17 protein-coding genes are annotated in these 17145 nt (G+C 70.9%); 7 read left to right on the top strand and 10 right to left on the bottom strand.

The genetic code is table 11. From position 1 onward, the window contains the following. Positions 1–10: 10 nt before the first annotated feature. On the bottom strand, positions 11–1411 hold the full coding sequence (locus ACFY3V_RS20180) for a DUF1996 domain-containing protein (protein ID WP_362901288.1): 1401 nt from the start codon (positions 1409–1411) through the stop codon (positions 11–13). 377 nt (positions 1412–1788) lie between these two features. On the opposite strand from ACFY3V_RS20180, the gene ACFY3V_RS20175 reads away from it, so the two are divergent. From ACFY3V_RS20175 to ACFY3V_RS20165, 3 genes are all read left to right on the top strand, one after another. Then, on the top strand, positions 1789–3717 hold the full coding sequence (locus ACFY3V_RS20175; protein WP_389775217.1) for a sigma-70 family RNA polymerase sigma factor: 1929 nt from the start codon (positions 1789–1791) through the stop codon (positions 3715–3717). A gap of 43 nt (positions 3718–3760) precedes the next feature. Next, the gene (locus ACFY3V_RS20170) at positions 3761–4390 is read left to right on the top strand and encodes a YigZ family protein (protein WP_362901292.1); all 630 of its coding nucleotides are present in this window, start codon (positions 3761–3763) and stop codon (positions 4388–4390) included. 378 nt (positions 4391–4768) lie between these two features. Continuing rightward, positions 4769–5404, top strand: coding sequence for a DedA family protein (locus ACFY3V_RS20165; protein WP_350947180.1), 636 nt, complete (start codon positions 4769–4771; stop codon positions 5402–5404). A gap of 196 nt (positions 5405–5600) precedes the next feature. On the opposite strand, the gene ACFY3V_RS20160 is transcribed toward ACFY3V_RS20165, so the two are convergent. Then, positions 5601–6077, bottom strand: coding sequence for a DUF6194 family protein (locus tag ACFY3V_RS20160; RefSeq protein ID WP_362901295.1), 477 nt, complete (start codon positions 6075–6077; stop codon positions 5601–5603). Between the two features lie 87 nt (positions 6078–6164). Here ACFY3V_RS20160 and ACFY3V_RS20155 point away from each other — a divergent pair, with 87 nt between their 5' ends. Beyond that, positions 6165–6890 carry a MerR family transcriptional regulator gene (locus tag ACFY3V_RS20155; RefSeq protein WP_389775212.1) on the top strand — a complete coding sequence of 242 codons (726 nt, stop codon included), beginning with the start codon at positions 6165–6167 and terminating at the stop codon, positions 6888–6890. Between the two features lie 129 nt (positions 6891–7019). Here the strand turns inward: ACFY3V_RS20155 and ACFY3V_RS20150 are convergent, their stop codons facing one another. The 3 genes from ACFY3V_RS20150 to ACFY3V_RS20140 form a co-directional block, all read right to left on the bottom strand. Then, positions 7020–7649, bottom strand: a complete 630-nt coding sequence (locus ACFY3V_RS20150; RefSeq protein ID WP_389775209.1) for a hypothetical protein — start codon at positions 7647–7649, stop codon at positions 7020–7022. Positions 7650–7726: 77 nt separating this feature from the next. Continuing rightward, complete coding sequence (locus ACFY3V_RS20145; protein ID WP_350947196.1) at positions 7727–8281, bottom strand: GNAT family N-acetyltransferase; 555 nt, start codon at positions 8279–8281, stop codon at positions 7727–7729. A gap of 328 nt (positions 8282–8609) precedes the next feature. After that, positions 8610–9839: an isochorismate synthase gene (locus tag ACFY3V_RS20140; protein WP_362901301.1), complete on the bottom strand. Its 1230-nt coding sequence runs from the start codon at positions 9837–9839 to the stop codon at positions 8610–8612. A gap of 164 nt (positions 9840–10003) precedes the next feature. On the opposite strand from ACFY3V_RS20140, the gene ACFY3V_RS20135 reads away from it, so the two are divergent. Continuing rightward, positions 10004–10894, top strand: a complete 891-nt coding sequence (locus tag ACFY3V_RS20135) for an SGNH/GDSL hydrolase family protein (RefSeq protein ID WP_389775205.1) — start codon at positions 10004–10006, stop codon at positions 10892–10894. A 95-nt stretch (positions 10895–10989) separates the two neighbouring features. Here the strand turns inward: ACFY3V_RS20135 and ACFY3V_RS20130 are convergent, their stop codons facing one another. From ACFY3V_RS20130 to ACFY3V_RS20110, 5 genes are all read right to left on the bottom strand, one after another. Continuing rightward, positions 10990–11595, bottom strand: a complete 606-nt coding sequence (locus tag ACFY3V_RS20130; protein ID WP_362901305.1) for a response regulator transcription factor — start codon at positions 11593–11595, stop codon at positions 10990–10992. After that, positions 11592–12764 (bottom strand): histidine kinase, encoded by a 1173-nt coding sequence (locus ACFY3V_RS20125; RefSeq protein ID WP_362901307.1) that lies wholly within the window; start codon positions 12762–12764, stop codon positions 11592–11594. Before ACFY3V_RS20125 ends, ACFY3V_RS20130 begins: the two co-directional genes overlap by 4 nt. A 22-nt stretch (positions 12765–12786) precedes the next feature. Further along, positions 12787–13512, bottom strand: a complete 726-nt coding sequence (locus tag ACFY3V_RS20120) for an ABC transporter permease (RefSeq protein ID WP_362901309.1) — start codon at positions 13510–13512, stop codon at positions 12787–12789. Then, positions 13512–14480, bottom strand: a complete 969-nt coding sequence (locus tag ACFY3V_RS20115; protein WP_389775200.1) for an ABC transporter ATP-binding protein — start codon at positions 14478–14480, stop codon at positions 13512–13514. The genes ACFY3V_RS20120 and ACFY3V_RS20115 overlap by 1 nt, the downstream gene beginning before the upstream one ends. Positions 14481–14675: 195 nt before the next feature. Continuing rightward, entirely contained in the window at positions 14676–15422 is a 747-nt protein-coding gene (locus ACFY3V_RS20110; protein WP_362901313.1) for an alpha/beta hydrolase, read from the bottom strand. Between the two features lie 81 nt (positions 15423–15503). Between ACFY3V_RS20110 and ACFY3V_RS20105 the strand changes: the two genes are divergently transcribed. Both ACFY3V_RS20105 and ACFY3V_RS20100 read left to right on the top strand, forming a co-directional pair. Next, positions 15504–16463 carry a helix-turn-helix transcriptional regulator gene (locus tag ACFY3V_RS20105; RefSeq protein WP_389775196.1) on the top strand — a complete coding sequence of 320 codons (960 nt, stop codon included), beginning with the start codon at positions 15504–15506 and terminating at the stop codon, positions 16461–16463. 273 nt (positions 16464–16736) lie between these two features. Further along, positions 16737–17132 (top strand): VOC family protein, encoded by a 396-nt coding sequence (locus ACFY3V_RS20100; protein WP_350947205.1) that lies wholly within the window; start codon positions 16737–16739, stop codon positions 17130–17132. Positions 17133–17145: the final 13 nt, after the last annotated feature.

Genomic DNA, 17145 nt, shown 5'->3' with positions numbered 1-17145 from the left:
ACCTGTCGTCTCAGGGGGTGCCGTCGGCGCCGCACTTGACGATCGGGCGGATGCAGTCACGCACGCGGCGCTCCATCTCGGCCTCGGGCCAGGCGTTGAAGAAGTCGGCGTGCATGGTGTAACCGGGGCCCGAGGAGAGCCGGAACCTGGCCGGGTCGCCGCTGACCGGGTAGCGCAGCACCTGGCGCAGCTTGGGCACGATCACCGGGTGCGAGGCCGGGCAGGCGCCGTTCACCGGATAGGACATGTGGCTCTTGTGGTCGGGCGAGTCCAGGTCCTTGCCGTTCCAGCAGTGCGGGAAGTCCAGGTAGGACTCCAGCATTTTGCCTGCCGGGCAGTTGACGAAGTTCTTGGAGGAGCCCACCTCGCCGGCGTGCAGGCACGACCAGCGCGAGCTGCTCGTGGGGTCGTTGACACCGGTCGCCTTGGCGTTGCCGGCCACGATGCGCAGGCCCAGCGGGAGCGGCCGGGTCTGGGCCATCAGCTCGTCCTTGATGCCCTCACCCAGGTAGTAGAACGTGGTGCCGGTCGGCTCGACGGGCTTGTCGTTGCTGTAGAGGGTCGGCACCCAGTACGAGGACAGGTCGGCCTTGGGGCTGCAGGTGGTGCCCCCTTTCAGCAGGCTCTTGATGTCGGAGTCGGCGTTCGTGGAGGTGTTGCCGAAGAAGCTGTGCATGTGCGACCCGCCGGCGAGGCCCGGCATCACGATCGGGTCGTCGGGCAGCCGGTGGGTGTAGGGGCACTCGGCGAGGAACTCCGCCACCCGCACCGCGCCGGGCGGGACCGGGCCCTTGGGCAGGTTGGTGCCGGAAGCAGGCGGGGTCGCGGTGGTGGTGGGGGCCGGCTTCGTCGGGGTGGCGCTCGGCCTGGGGGTGGCGGTGCCCGAGCCGGTGCCGTAGACCTCGAACTCCCACAGCGAGACCCCGTACTGGGAGGAGCGCCTGGTGGTGTTGAGCCGGACGTAGCGGCCGGTGGCCGAGACGTTCAGGGTCTGCACGCCGCCCTTGCCCGCGGTCGTGGTGTGGATCGTCCTCCACTGGCCTCCACCGGAGGAGGTCTGGATCGTGAAGGCCGTGGCGTAGGCGTTCTCCCACTTCAGCACGATCTTCTTGATCGCCTTGGACGCGCCCAGGTCGACCTGGAGCCACTGGGGGTCACTGAAGGCGCTCGACCAGCGGGTGTTCTCCTTGCCGTCGATCGCGGCCGCGGCGGACAGGTCGCCCCTCTCGGACGAGGAGGCGGTGGCCCTGCCGCTCTGCGACAGCGGGGCCTCGGCCGCGCCGGCCGGGGTGACGCCGTTCACCAGGGAGACGCCCAGGACGGTCGCGAGGGTGCCGGCGAGCGCGAGGCGATGGACTCGCCCGCCCGATCTGCGGCCGGGGGCCGTGGTGTTCGGAACGGTCTCACTCATGTGGATGAGGTCCTTAGGGGGATCGAGTTGTGGTGGACGTGATGCTCGACGGCGTCTCGGACGGACCGGCTCGTGGCCCGGTGTGTCGGCGGACAGCGGTGTCACCGTGCGCCTTCGCGGTGTCACCGTCACGAGCCTCCTTCGCCGTCACGCCCGGCGCCGGGCGTGTTCTGTTCCTGGACTGGAGACCGGCGGGGGGACGGGCGACAACAAAAAACCCAAGGAAATCTCAGAAAATCTCAGAAAAAGGGCGGAGAAGATTTTTGTTGTCTCCCTGACCTGCTGCCGGTCTCCATAGAGGGGGCTCGTTGGTCTTCCGCTATGAGGGGTTATGGAGAGAATCGTCCCTGCGCGCCGCCCGGAGCGGCTCGGGGGCGATGACCGTGGACGGCGACAGGAAGCGGAGTGCGATGCGCGGAACCGGCAGGGGCGGACCCGACACGGCGATGGTGGCCGCCGCACGCGACGGGGACCAGCAGGCGTTGGACGCGCTGGTGGCCGACTCCCTCCCGCTCGTCTACAACATCGTCGGGCGAGCGCTGAACGGCCACACCGACGTCGACGACGTGGTCCAGGAGACGTTCCTGCGGGTCGTCCGCGCGCTGCCCGACCTGCGCGACCCGCAGGCATACCGGTCCTGGCTGGTGGCCATCACCGTCCGCCAGGTGCGCGACCACGAGCAGGATCGCAGGACCACCCAGCACCGCAGGGCGGACCTCGACACCGCGGAGGAGGTGCCCGACCCCGCCTCGGACTTCGCCGCCGTGACCATCCTGAGGCTCGGGCTCACCGACCAGCGCCGCGAGGTCGCCGAGGCCACCCGCTGGCTGGACGGCGACGACCAGGCGCTCCTCGCCCTGTGGTGGCTCGAGGAGACCGGCGAACTCGACCGTGCCGATCTCGCCGGAGCCCTCGGCCTGTCGGGGCGCCACACCGCCGTACGCGTCCAGCGGATGAAGGAACAGGTCCAGACGGCGCGCACCATCGTGCGGGCGCTGCGCGCCGGCTCGGGATGCCCCGGGCTCGGCGCCCTCACCGCGAACTGGGACGGCCTCCCCAGCCCGCTGTGGCGCAAGCGCTTCGCCCGGCACATCCGTGACTGCGCCGTCTGCCAGGGGCACACCGCGGGCCTGCTGCCCATCGACCGGCTGCTCAGTGGGCTGCCGCTGCTGCCCGTCCCCGTCGGCTTCGCCCTGCACCATCTCCAGGCCGCTCCCCCCGCCGTCGAGGCGGTGGCGCACGCCGCCTCCCACGGCGCGCACGCCCTCAAGGCGACCGAGACGGCGCGGACGGGCCTGTCGGCCTCCCTGCCCTCCGCCCCTGCCGCGATCGGCGGCGCGGTGGCCGTCGTCGTCGCGGGCGTCCTGGTGTTCGGGCAGTTCACGGCTCCCGCCCCCGAGCCCGCTCCTTCGCTCGCCGTACCCGCGCCGGCGGTCTCGCTGTCGCCGCCCCCGGCGCGGACGCCGTCGGCGCGCGCCACCCCCGAAGCCTCCCCGTCCCCCGCGCCCAGCCGCAGGCGAGCCTCCCGCACTCCCACTCCCACGCCGACCCCGCCGCCCGCGGTCGTGACCTCCCCCAGGAAGGGGGTGGGCGTATGGAAGATGCCCGGCCTCAGCTCGGCCCTCGCGAAGTCCGGCGCGAGCTGGTACTACACCTGGTCCACGCGCCGCGAGGGCGTCACCGGTCCCAGGGCGGACGGGTTCGTCCCGATGATCTGGGGGGCGGGCAGCGTCACGCCGGAGAACCTCGCCCAGGCGAGGCGCGCCGGGCCCTACCTGCTCGCCTTCAACGAGCCCGACCTGCCCGAGCAGGCCAACATGACCGTGGAGGAGGCGTTGTCGCTCTGGCCGGACCTCATGTCCGCGGGCCGCGTGCTCGGCAGCCCCTCCGTCGCGTTCGGCGCCGACACCCCGGGCGGCTGGCTGGACCGCTTCATGTCCGGAGCCAAGGAGCGGGACTACCGCGTCGACTTCATCGCGCTGCACTGGTACGGGGCGGACTTCCGTCCCCAGCCCGCGGTGAACCAGCTCAAGTCGTACATCCAGGCCGTGTACCAGCGCTACCGCAAGCCGATCTGGCTCACCGAGTACGCCCTGATCGACTTCTCGAACGGCACCCGCTACGCCAGTGACGCCCAGCAGGCCGCGTTCGTCACGGCCTCCACCAGGATGCTGGCCTCCCTGCCGTACGTGCGACGTTACGCCTGGTTCGGCCTGCCCTCCTCGGAGACCGAGCCGGGCAGCGGGTTGTTCCGCGGCGACGGGACCGCCACCCGCGCCGGCCGCGCCTTCCAGGCGGCACGCTGAGCGTCGTGTCCCTGGGCGGCACTCGGACGGATAGCCTTGCCGGGTGCCCGACCCGTACCTGACTCCGCGGGAGACCGTGGAACACGAGATCGAGATCAAGCGCTCCCGGTTCCTGTGCACGGTCGGCCCGGTCTCCTCAGAGGAGGCGGCGAGGGAGTTCGTCGCCGCCCGCAGGCGGTTGCACGGCGACGCCACGCACAACTGCTCGGCGTACGTGATCGGCGGTGACCGCCGGGTCCAGCGGGCCGACGACGACGGCGAGCCCGGCGGCACCGCGGGGACCCCGATGCTGGAGACCCTGCTGCGCCGGGGCGTCGCCGACGTGGTGGCGGTGGTCACCCGATACTTCGGAGGGGTGAAACTCGGCGCCGGAGGGCTGGTCCGCGCGTATGGCTCTTCGGTCGGCAAGACGCTGGACCTCACGCCGCTGGTCGGCATGGTGCCCGCCAGGGTCATGACCGTGACCGTGGACCACGTCAGGGCCGGGCGGCTGGAGAACGACCTGCACGCCTCGCCGTACGAGGTGAGAGAGGTCCGCTACGGCGCGGACGTCGGCTTCCGCGTCGCGGTGCGCGAGCGGGATCTGCCCGCCTTTCCCGGCTGGGTCGCGACGCTGACCGCAGGCCGCGCCGGGATCGAGCCGGGCGAGGCGGTCCACCTCAGGGACGCCTGACCCCCACCCGTCCTGTGCCTGTCGCAGGCCGGGCCCGGCTGAAAGGCGGCGCCCCTTCCCCGGGAAAGCCCTCGGCACGCGCCGTTCCCGTCGGCAATAAATGTGGGATGGGTCACACTCGGACGGGGTGACGGTGCCGGCCGACGGCCATGGCCGCCCGTCCTCGGAGGCGGTACGGGATCCTTCCGTGCCACCGTCGCCCCCGCCCTGACCGTCCGATTCCCCTCTGACGTGGGAAAACCTCGAACGACATCCGGTCGTCACGCCCGCGCGGAGCTCGGCTGCGGTTTTCCGCAGCCGAGCTCCGCGGCGCACACCAGGTGAGGAAGGCGGCGTTCCTCATCCAGACCGTACGCAGCTCTCCGTAGCCTTGTCCCTATGAGTTCACCGAATCTCGACGGAGTCGCCGGATGGGCGATCAACCTTATGGAAACCCTGGGTGCGCCCGGGGCGGGGCTGGCGATCGCACTTGAGAACCTGTTCCCGCCTCTGCCCAGCGAGGTGATCCTGCCGTTGGCGGGCTTCACCGCGAGCAAGGGGAACATGGGGCTGTTCGACGCCGTGCTCTGGACGACCCTGGGATCGGTGGTCGGCGCGCTCGCGCTGTACGGGGTCGGAGCCCTGCTGGGCAGGGAGCGCGTGGTGTTCATCGCCTCCAAGCTGCCGCTGGTCAGTGTCTCCGACATCGAGAAGACCGAGGCGTGGTTCGCCAGGCACGGCAGGAAGACCGTCTTCTTCGGACGGATGATCCCCATCTTCCGCAGCCTGATCTCGATCCCTGCGGGGATCGAGCGCATGCCGATCATGATCTTCACGCTCCTCACCACCCTGGGCAGCCTCATCTGGAACACGGCCTTCGTGATGGCGGGGTTCCTGCTCGGTGAGCAGTGGGAGCTGGTCGAGGAGTACATGGGGGTGGTGTCGAAGTCGGTGCTGGGCATCGTGATCCTCGCCATGATTGTCTTCATCGTGGTCAAGCTGTCCGACAGGCGCAAGGGCAGGCACCACGCTTAGCCGCGAACACTCCGATCAGGGCCCGCCCGGCGCGGGCGGGGAGCGCCCGGGGTCTGTCACCCCGGGCGCTCCCCGCCTCTCCCGGCGGGTCCTTTCCCGTTCGCGACACCTTTTCCGCGCGTTCCGGAGGTCTGTGGGCGCCGGCGAGGGAGAAGGGCTGTCGAAGGGCCGGCAACGGTGCGGCGGGGATCGGTGATCAGGGTGACGCCGATCCGGCGCGTCGCCGGTGGCGCGAGCGGGCCAGGCCGTGGGCCGTGCGCAGCAATTCCAGGACCGCAGCCTCGGTCCGCGGCCCCGGATTCACCACGGCCAGCCAGCCCAGCGGGCCGTAGACGGGGTGCGCCATCACGGAGTCGATCACGCTGGGGTCGGCCTCGTCCGTGGCCGTGTCACGCGGCCGGCGGCCCGTCCAGCCGACGAAGGCGTCCTTTCCCGCGAAGAGGTTCAGGCGGAAGACACCGGGACGGTTCAGACGCGACAACTCGTCGTCCGGATAGTCCTTCGTCACGATCGTCGCGAAGGGCTGGGTCGCCTTCGGGACCTCGCCGTCGGGCGCGTAGTAGAAGAACGCGTCACCCCAGCTGATCTCGGGTGAACCGTCACCGGGCGCGGGCCTGAGGGTGAGAACCCCGTCGAGGCCGGTGAGGAACTCGATGATCTCGTCGATACTCATGCGTTGTAGCGTTTCATTCATGTGGTTGTGGAGACTTTTCCCCGAACACCCCGAGGTAGAGGGGTGAAAAGCCGCAAATCAGGAAATATGCGGACGGTCGATGTCGCGCGACAGGCCGGATACTCCGTCCAGCAGGTGCGCAATCTCGAACGCGACGGCGTCCTGCCCCCGGCGACGCGCACCGGCACGGGATACCGGATCTACGGCGAGGCCCATCTGCGTTCCGCGCTCGCCTATCGGGCCCTCGCCGAGGCCACGGGGCCCATCGAGGCCAGGAGGATCATGCGCGCGGCGCACGCGCGCCCAGCCTCGGAGGTGCTCGCCCTGCTCGACGCGGCGCACGCCAGGCTCGACACGGAACGACGGGAGCTCAGGCTGGCGAGGGAGGCCGCCGCGACGATCTCCGGAGAGACGATCGGCGACGTACGCCCCTCGGATGTCATGAGCGTCTCCGAACTCGCCGCCGCGCTCGGCGTGCGCCCCTCGACATTGCGGCACTGGGACGCGGAGGGCCTCGTCGTCCCCCGCCGGGCCTCCCCGGGAGGACCGCGGCGATACTTCCCGGACGATGTCCAGGACGCGCGGATCGTCCATCAGCTACGCCTGGCCGGCCACCGCGTCGCCCCGCTCCGGGCCCTGATGCCGGAGCTGCGGCGCACCCGCCGCTGGGACGAGGTGATGACCACGCTGGCCGCCAGGGACGCGAGCGTCGACGCCCGCTCCAGAGCCCTCCTCGACGCCGCCGCCGTGCTCAGCACGCTGATCCCGCCGGCGGGCGCCTCCAGGGAGACCGCCGTGGACGTACGGGCCTGAGTCCCGGCTTTCTACTCCACGCACGCAGGTCGCCGACCGGCTCGTCCATGAGCACAGCCGGTGGGCGGCCACGACAGGCTGGGCACTGATCAACGCGGCTGATCCGTGCGGCACCTGACCCGCTGCACCTCAGGCGGGTTCGGAGATGGGCACCCAGTTGAACTCCGGGCAGTAGCGGGAGTAGGTGGCCAGCTTCCAGGCCGCGTACTCCCGTGTCCGGCCGGTGGCGCGCAGCAGGTGTTTGACCCAGGTGTGGGCGATCCGTTCCTGGCGGCTCATGCCGGTGTCGATCTCGTCGAGCATGCGGCACGCGACCACGAAGTCCTCCTCGGTCAGCGCCGACAGGTCGATCTCGACGCCGTCGACCTCGAAGGAGAACACCAGCCGGGTGGTGGTGAACCGGGTGAAGCGCTCGCCCTTGAAGGCGGCGTGCGGGGCGAGCGCCGCCATCAGCTCCTCGCGACCGGCGATCGGGTAGCCGATTCCCAGGTCCAGATCACTGGTCTGAAGGTTGAGCTGGATCCCGAAGGAGCCGACGTCACGCGGCGTGTGCCCCGTCCAGGACTCGACAAGGTGGGCCGCCGCGGCGCGGACCCGCAGGAGCCGCTCGTCCTCCGCGTGCCGTGCCTGCCAGAACGCCTCGGCTCGACGGAACTCCTCAGCGTCGAAGGACTCGGGAACAGCCCACCTCGAGGCCAGGACGGACTCAAGATCGAGGTTCGTCGCCCGACCACCCGCGGAGATCGTTTGATCGGTCATCGACCCAGCGTAGTAACAGCGGCATGGCACGCCTCAGAGGTTCCCGTATTTCCCAGAGGGCTCCTGGCATCGGAGCCTCAGGGGCGGAGCGGGTCCTTGTCGGCGGGGGAGAGGTCGCTGGGCCAGAGCCGGTAGACGTTGAGACGCGTCTCGTAGTACTTGTCCGTCTCCCCGACCCACTGCATGCCGATGCGCTTGGCCGTCGCCGCGCCGCGGTCGTTGTTCACCCGGACGACCGCGACCAGCTCGTGGGCGCCGATGGAGAACGCCCAGGCGGCCAGGGCGCGGCCGGCCTCGGTGGCGTAGCCCTTTCCCCAGGCGTCGGGGGAGAGCTGCCAGCCGATCTCGATGTCCTCCTCGTCGGGAGGCAGGTAGCGCAGGGAGAGGCCGCCGACGACCCGCTGGTCGGAGTTGCGGACGATCGCCCACCGGCCCAGCGGGGGCGTGAGGGTGCTGCGGTTACGGTCCCACGACTCCAGCGTGGCCCGCATCGCCTGCTCGCCCTCGAGCTGCGTCATCGCGGGGGAGAGCCACCGGGTGACCTCGGGGGCACCGTAGATGGCGAGGGCCTCGGCGGCGTCGTCGGGACTCCAGTCACGCACCGTGAGGCGGGCGGTGGTCAGTAGGGCCATGTTTTCCTCTCCCTGACGAGTTGACCGGCCATACGGCGACGAGAGGACGCCGACCTGGAGAAATATCGGTTTCTTGCTGGAAATATCCGACGTATTGCACTTGTGAGAGTACGCCTATTCACCGGGTAGCGGCGAAGCAGGGCGGGGATAGCCGGGACGTCTCCCTGGTGTCTCCAGAAAAGGAGGGCGGGCGTCACCCGCCGTGACCGCTCACGCTCTCCCGGGGGAGGGCGCGGGAAAGGGGAATCGGCCCGCCCTCGGAGCCGGGAGACGGCCAGGAGGAACGGCCCGCCTCTCCAGGACGGGAGGGGAGGGCGCCGGATCGGCCTCAGCCCTCCAGGGCGTATCGCATCACCCGGAACTTGGCCTCGGCCTCGGCGAGCTCGGAGGCGGGATCGGAGTCGCCCATGATGCCGCAGCCGGCGAACAGCCGGGCGGTGGGGCCCTCGATCTGGGCGCAGCGCAGCGCGATGCCCCACTCACCGTCGCCCCGCGCGTCGATCCAGCCCACCGGGCCCGCGTACCCGGCGCGGTTCATGCCCTCCAGTTCGCGGATGACGCCGAGAGCCGCTCCCGTGGGGGTGCCGCCGACGGCGGCGGTCGGGTGCATGGCCGCCACCACGTCAAGGACCGAGGCCCCGTCCGACAGCCGTCCCCGCACCGGGCTGGCCAGGTGCTGGACGTTGGAGAGCACCAGGAGCTCGGGCTCCTCGGGGATCTTCAGTTCGGCGCAGAGCGGGTCGAGCGCCTCGCGCACCGAGGCGACCGCGCAGGCGTGCTCGTAGCGGTTCTTCTCCGAGGCGAACAGGGCCGTGCCGCGCGCCACGTCGTCGGCCTCGTCGGCGCCGCGCGGGATCGTGCCGGCGAGCACCAGGGACTCGACGGTCTCCCCGGCGCGCCGGACCAGTAGTTCGGGCGTGGCGCCGACCAGCCCCGCGCAGGAGAAGGTGTAGCACTCCGGGTAGCGTCCGGACAGGCGGGCGAGCAGCAGCCGGACGTCGATCGGACGCTCCGCGACGGCGGTCAGGTCGCGGGCGAGCACGGTCTTCTCCAGCCGGCCCGACCTGATACGCCGGACGGCCCTGGCCACGGCGTGCTCCCACTCGGGCGCGGTCAGGCTGCCGTCGCCGTAGCGGATCCTGCCGGGGGCGCGGAGTGGAGTGACCGCGTCGAGCCGCCGCTCGCCGACGGTGGTCAGCCAGGCGCGGCCGTCGCGGCGGGCGAGAATGGTCTGGGGGACGACGAGAACCGAGCCGTGCGCCTCCGGATCGAAGGTGAAGGAGCCGAAGGCGACGGGACCCGAGCCGGGCGCCGTCACGTCGTCGTCGACGTGCGCCTCACCGAAGAGGCCCGACAGCCGGTCGCGGGCCCAGTCGAAACGGCCCGGACCGGGCGGCACGGTCAGGCGGACGGCCTCGCCCCAGGCGACGAGGCCCTCTCCGTGTCTCACCCAGGCGTAGGGGGCGGCCTCGGGCAGTCGGGTGAACAGGTCACCGGGGTCGTCGATGGGGGTGGTCGTCACCACGAGAGGACGGGTTGATCCGAGCGCTACACTCACCTCCGCCACTCTATGCGGGGAACTGAACGTGTTCGACGGCAGTATGCCCGCCAGCACATCCGCCACGCGCTGTCAAGAAAACCAAGGCACTCGGTCAACAGACTCTACCGTCCTGGCCTGCGGTGATACATCCGAAGCAGACGCGATCTCTCAGCGGAGGTGTCATGCTTCGCACGACTGTGACAGCACTCACAGGGCTGGCCGCCCTCATGACCGCCTGGGCGCCCCCGGCCGGAGCCACCCGGACGGCGGAGCCCTGGCGGCCGGTGGTCATGGCCGCGCTCGGCGACTCCATCAGCGCGGGGTTCAACGCCTGCGGCTGGTACCTCACCTGCGCCTCACGCTCCTGGTCCACCGGTGACCATCCGAGCGTCCAGAGTCAGTACGTGAGGCTGCGGGCCGCGGACGTGGTCGCCGGGAGCACAGTGAACCTCGCCGTCCCCGGTTCCACCAGCGCCGACCTCGCCGGGCAGGTGGCCCGGGCGGTCAGCCGGCGTGCCGACTACGTGACGGTGCTGATCGGCGCCCAGGACGCCTGCGTGTCCGCCGAACGGCTGATGACCCCCGTGGCCGTCTACGAGAGGCGGGTGGCCGAGGCCCTGGCGCTGTTCCGTGCCGGGCGCCCCGGCGGCCGGGTGTTCGTGGCGAGCATCCCCGACCTCAAGCGGCTGTGGCAGATCGGCAGGAAGAACTCGGTGGCGCGCGGGTTCTGGGCGGTGGGCCGGATCTGCCCCACCATGCTGGCGCGGCCCACCTCGACCTCGGTGGCCGACCAGGCGCGCCGTGACCGCGTGCGAGCCAGGGTGGCCGACTACAACGCCGCGCTCGCCAGGGTCTGCGCGGCGTACGGCCCCGCCTGCAGGTTCGACGGCAACGAGGTCTTCAGGCAGCGCTTCACGACCGGACACCTGAGCAAGTGGGACTTCTTCCACCCCAACGCCGCGGGCCAGAAGCTGATCGCGGAGAAGACCTACGCGATGATGCGCGACTGGCTCACCGAGAACGACACAGCGGGCGACACCGGGCCCGTCCCGGCCCCGGCCCCCGTTCTTTGATCTCGGCCCTGCCCGGCGCCGTGCGCGCCTCCGTTGCGCACGGCGCCGGGTCTCCCTCGTGGTCGGTCCGTTTCGGGGGAGGTGAGGCGGGTGGTCTAGAGCCAGCCGTTGTGCCGGGCGGTGCGGGCGGCCTCGATGCGGTTGCGGGTGCCGGTCTTGCCGATCGCGGCGGACAGGTAGTTGCGCACGGTGCTCTCCGACAGGTGCAGCCGCCGTGAGATGTCGGAGATCGCCGCGCCGTCGGCCGCCGCGGCGAGCACGTCCCGTTCGCGATCGGTGAGCGGGCTGGTACCGGTGCTCAGCGCGGCGGCGGCTAGTACGGGGTCGATCACCTTCTCGCCGGCCAGGACCCGGCGGATCGCCGCGGCGAGATCCTCGACGGGACCGTCCTTGACCATGAACCCGGCGGCGCCCGCCTCCATCGCCCGCCGCAGGTAGCCCGGTCTGCCGAAGGTGGTCAGGATCAGCACTTTGCAGCCCGGCAACCCGTCCCGCAGCCCGGCCGCGGCCTCCAGGCCACTCGCTCCCGGCATCTCGATGTCCAGCAGGGCGACGTCGGGTCGCACGGCGAGCGCGACCGGCACGACCTCGTCGCCCCTGGTGACCGTGGCGACCACCTCGATGTCGTCCTCCAGGTCGAGAAGCAGGGCGAGCGCGCTGCGCATCATGCCCTGGTCCTCGGCGAGCAGCACTTTGATCATGGAAGCGTCACCCTCAGCAGGAAGCCGTCGTGGTCATGGATCTCCAGCGTCCCGCCGAGTGCGACGACCCGCTCGGTCAGGCCGCGCAGGCCGTTGCCCGCCGGGCTCCCGCCGCGTCCCCGGCCGTCGTCACGGATCTCCAGCGTCGTTCCCTCCAGGAGGATCTCACAGGTGCCCGCGGCGCTGTGGCGGACCACGTTGGTCACCCCTTCCCGCACGGCCCAGCCCAGCAGGGCGTCGGCCTCCGGTGCCCGCCGTTCCCCGGTGACGGTGACGGTGGCGGTGATGCCCGCGTCGGCCAGGGCCGTGCGCGCCGAGGCCAGCTCCGCGTCGAGCCCTCGGCCCCGATAGCCGGTGACCGCGGCCCTCACCTCGGTGAGCGCCTCCCTGCCGACGGCCTCGATGTCGGCCGCCTGCCGCGCCGCGGCCTCGGCGTCGCGGGGGGCGAGCCGTCGTACGGCCTCCGCCTTGACCACCATCACCGACAGGGTGTGCCCGAGCAGGTCGTGCAGGTCGCGGGAGAAGCGCAGCCGCTCCTCGGCCACCGCGACCCGGGCCAGCTCCTCGCGGGTCTCCTGGAGTTCGGCGATCACGGAGAACAGCTTCAGGACGACACTGACCACGAGGCCGCCGGTGGTCGTCCCCCAGCTGGCCAGGGAGATGCTCTGCCAGCTCGCCCCCGAGCGCCACATCACCGCCACCAGCGCGACTGTGAGCGCGGTGAGGATGACGTAGACGGATCGGCCGCGCAGTACGACCCCGCAGGCGATGGTCATCAGCGGCGCGAGGTAGAACCAGTTGTGCGCGAAGCCCGCCAGCAGCAGGAAGGCCACCGTGAGCAGCCCGGCCAGCGCCACGGTCGCCGCGCGCCGCCCGTTGTGGAAGGCCAGCCGGACGCACAGCACGTACAGGACGGCGAAGGCGGCGACGCCCAGCGCGGCCGGCACCACCGGCCGCACGTGGCCCGCCGCGAGGTCACTGATCGGGGGGTAGGCGAGCATCAGCCACGGGTAGAAGGCGAACTCTCCAGGTCCGCCTCCCCCTCTTTGTGAGCCCTCCCTCCCTGCCATCTTCTCCCGCCCCTTCCTGGCCTCTTTCCCGCCCGTCACCTCCACAGCCTGTGGCCCCTTCACCCGCACCTCCCGGGGCCGCTCCGCCTTCCCGCTCATCGGGTCACTCCTATCACGCGGCTCATCGCGCGCGCCCTGCCCGGCGGTAGCCGTACACCGCCAGGATTCCGAAGACGACCAGCCAGCCGGTCAGGATCAGCGCCGTGCCGGCCCCGGGGGTCTCGCCGAAGGCGACCTTGCGCGGCAGGTCGGCGTAGCCGAAGCTCGGCGTCCACTGCGCGACGGTCCTCAGCCAGGAGGGGAAGCCTTCGGTAGGCAGCCACAGCCCTCCGACGATCGCCATCGTCATGTTGGCCGCGATGGTGAACACGGCGGCGGTCTGGCCACTGAACAGGTAGCCGAGGGCCATGCCGAGCAGGGTGAAGGGCAGGGAACCCACCCAGAGCAGGAGCACGATCGAGATCCACTGCCAGACCTCCAGCCGTACCCCGTTGAGCAGCGCCGCCGACAGGCACGCCCCGGTGATCGCGGGCAGCACCATGAGCACACCGGTCGCCGCCTTGCCCGCGACCACCCGTACCGGGGCGAGGGGAGTGGTCCGCAGCTGCCGCAGCCAGCCCGCGGTCCTGTCCTCGGCGATGCCGGCGCCGTTGTTGAAGGCCGAGCCGATCGCGCCGAAGGCGGCCATGTTGACCATCATGTAGAGGGCGGCCCAGACGCGGTCGTCGCCCGCCACTCCGAGGTTGGTGAAGACGAGGTACATCGTCACGGGCATCGCGAAACCCATGATCACGTATCCGGGGTCGCGGAGGATTCTGGTGACCTCCAGGCGGACGTAGCCGAGCATCAGACCTCCACCTCCGACGGTCTCGGTGCCCGCCCTGCCCGTTCCGCCTGTCCTGTCGGTCCTGCCTGGCCCGCCTGCCCTGTCAGTGCGAGGAAGGCGTCCTCGAGCGCGGCGGGAACGACCTCGAGGTCTCGTACGCCTCCCGCCGCCGCCAGTGCCACGACGGTGGCGTCGGCGTCGCGGGTACGCAGGTGGGCTCGCTCCCCCCGGATCTCGACGGAGACGACCCCGGGCAGGCGTTCCAGGAAGGCGCCGTCCCCACCGGCGGTGACGCTGACCGTGGACAGCGCGACCAGCCGCTTGATCTCCCCGCTGGTGCCGTCGGCCACGATCCGGCCTTTGTCGACCACCACGACCCGGTCGGCGTACTCGTCGGCCTCCTCCAGGTAGTGGGTGGAGAACAGGATCGTCCTGCCGCGCGCGGTGAAGGCGCGCATGCTCTCCCAGAACTCCCGCCTGGCCCGTACGTCCAGCGCCGCGGTCGGCTCGTCGAGCAGGATCAGCTCGGGGTCTCCGGCCAGTGCGAGCGCGAAGCGGACCCGCTGTGCCTGGCCGCCCGACAACCGCTCCAGCCTGCGACCGGCGAGCCCTTCCAGCCCGGCGATCGACAGCACCTCCTGCAGGGGGAGCGGCGCCCGGTAGGTCCCCGAGACGAATCCGACCAGCTCGCGGACCGTGGTCCGGGAGACGAGGCCGCCCTCCTGGGGCATCGCCGCCAGCCGCCCGCTCCGGATCGCGTCCTCGGGGGTGCCCCCGAGGACGCGTACCGTCCCGGAGTCGGGGGTCAGCAACCCGAGCAGCAGCGCGATCGTGGTCGACTTTCCCGCGCCGTTGGGACCGAGGAGGGCGACGGTGCGCCCGGCGGGGATGCCGAGGCTGAGACCGTCCACGGCGCGCACCGCCCCGAAGCGTTTGGTCACGTCCTTGAGTGACACCGTGTCATTCGCGTCATTCGTGTCGTCTGTCATGTGGATGACGCTACGGAGCGTGCGTTGTTCGAGGCAGATCCATCGATCCACAGCCAGTCATGACAAATGTCCCGGTGCTCCGCCCTTCCGAGAACTCCGGGATGTCCGGCCCTCCCGGGCTCGGCCGGTCCGCCAGGGCATCGCGGGGCCCTGGCGCCGTGCTCTCCGAGGTCCTCCGCCCGAGCCTGTCCCCTCTCAGCCCGCCAGCGCGGCCAGCGCGGCGGCGGTCTCCCGCGGCCTGGAGACCATCGGCCAGTGACCGGTCGGCACCGCGACGAAGCTCCACTCGGGCCCGGCGAGCGCGGTGAAGAAGGGATGACCGGAGGCGATCATGGCGTGCACCTGCTCCAGCGGGAACGAGCACGTGACAAGCGTCTTGGGCAGCTCGTCCGCGCCCCCCTTGAGCATCAGGGGCTGGGTCATGGTCCCGTACGGCTGCGGGGTCGCGCGGGCGGCGAGCCACTCGCGCTCGGCCTGACCCAGTCCTTCCAGGCCGGCGCCGGCACGCTCGTGCTCCTCCCAGGAGGGGAACGGGTAGTGCACTCCCTCGCCCCGCTCGGTGACCCGCCTCTCGACGAACGCCCGCCACTCGGGCTCCTGGAGGTCCAGCTGGGACATCCCGTCCGCCATCGGTCCGCTGTCGACGTAGACGATCCGGGCGACGCGCTCGGGAATCCGGTCGGCCGCACCGGTGACCGGGGCGCCGGCCCCGCTGTGGGCGACGAGGATCACCTCGGTCAGATCCGCGAAGACGACGGTGTTGACGATGTCCTGGATGTGGGTCTCCAGGTCGACCTCGGGGCCCGCCAGGTGAACCCTGTCACCAAGGCCGGTGAGCGTGACCGGGTGGACGTCATGTCCGGCCTCGCGCAGCGGCCCGGTGACCTTCTCCCAGGCCCACGCGCCGAGCCAGAAGCCAGGGACCAGGACGTAGGTGCTCATACTGTCTCTCCTCTGTTCGCCTGGTTTCACCCTAGGATCGAATCCGGACAGAATCAGTCCTGATTTTTGAGGGGAATTTCGATGACCGCAGGCCGGGTGCTCGCGTTGCTGGAGTTGCTGCAGGCCACCCCCGGCCTGACCGGCTCCGACCTCGCCGCACGGCTGGAGGTGGACGAGCGCACGGTCCGCCGCTACGCGGTGAGACTGTCGGAGCTCGGGGTGCCGGTCCAGGCCGAGCGGGGCCGGTACGGCGGCTACCGGCTACTGCCCGGCTACAAGCTCCCGCCGCTCATGCTCACCGACGACGAGGCCACGGCCGTGGTGCTGGGGCTGCTGGCCGGGCGGCGGACCGGGCTGGCGGTGGGGGAGGCCGCGACCGAGAGCGCGCTGGCCAAGATCCAGAGGGTGCTCCCGCGCCCGCTGCGCGAGCGCGTCGACGCGGTGTCGGAGACGCTGGGCCACACCGGGAACGCGGAGCCGAGGGTGAGCGCTCCGAAGGCGGGACCGCTGCTCGCTCTCGCCGGCGCCGCCCGGCGCCGGGTCACCGTCCGGCTGGCCTACCGTTCCTGGCGCGGTGACGCCTCCGAGCGCGATCTGGACCCGTACGGCATCGTCTTCCACTCCGGCCGATGGTACGTCGCCGGGCTTGACCACGGCAGCGGGGAGATCAGGACGTTCCGGGTGGATCGGGTGGCGGGCGCCGCGTGTACCGAGCAGGGCTTCCAGGTTCCCGACGGCTTCGACCCGGTGGCCCACGTGGTCGGATCGCTGTCGGCGGTGCCGTACCGGCACGAGGTCAAAGTGCTGCTGGAGACCACCCTGGAGGAGGCCGCCGCGTGGATCCCCGCCGCCACGGCGACGTTGGCCGAGACCTCCGGCGGGATCTTACTGTCCGCCAGGGCCGAGCGGCTGGACGGGATGGCGCGGATGCTCGCCGGCTTCGGCCGACCGTTCACCGTGATCGCCCCCGCGGAGCTGCGCGACGAGGTCAGGGCATTGGCCGCCCGCCTCGTCGCCTCCGCCGACGCCTCCCCACCCTGAAGCGCCCCGGGGACGAAGTCGTCGAGCGATGAGGAGCAAGGGTTCCTTTTGTTGAATGTAATCCGGTTTCGATGGGCGCTTGCTCTGTCGCGCGGTGGGCGTGGTCGGCACTCCAGTGTATCGAGTTTGACTTATATAAGCAGAGCCTGAAATATTTGCCGAGTACGTGTTCGATGTTCCTGGCCGCCGGGTCCGGCATCGAAGCCGTCGTCGAGCGGGACGTTCCCGTAACGGCGGACATTCTCATCCATTCCCCCTCTGATGGGAGCCCCGATGTCGCAGAAGATCACCACTTTCCTGATGTTCCAGGGCGCGGCCGAGGAAGCGATGACGTTCTACACGTCGCTCTTCGACGACGCCGAGATTCTCAACCTCCTCCGTTACGGCCCCGAGGGGCCCGGCGCGGAAGGCAGCGTGATGCACGCCACGTTCACGATGGCGGGCGGGCAGTACATGGCCATCGACAGCAACGTGGAGCACGCCTTCGGCTTCACCCCGTCGGTCTCGCTGTACGTGCAGTGCGAGTCGGACGCGGAGATCGAGCGCCTGTACGCGGCGCTGTCGGAGAACGGCGAACCGCTGATGCCGCTCGGTTCCTACGGCTTCAGCAAGCGCTTCGGCTGGACCAACGACCGCTTCGGCGTCTCCTGGCAGCTGAACCTCGCCTGATCTTCTCGCCGTG

This window comes from Streptosporangium sp. NPDC000095 (genome assembly GCF_042899335.1).
In the GTDB taxonomy this organism is placed as follows: Bacteria; Actinomycetota; Actinomycetes; order Streptosporangiales; family Streptosporangiaceae; genus Streptosporangium.
The sequence above is the reverse complement of the archived record's forward strand: the minus strand, read 5'-3'. Positions and strand labels throughout refer to the sequence as shown.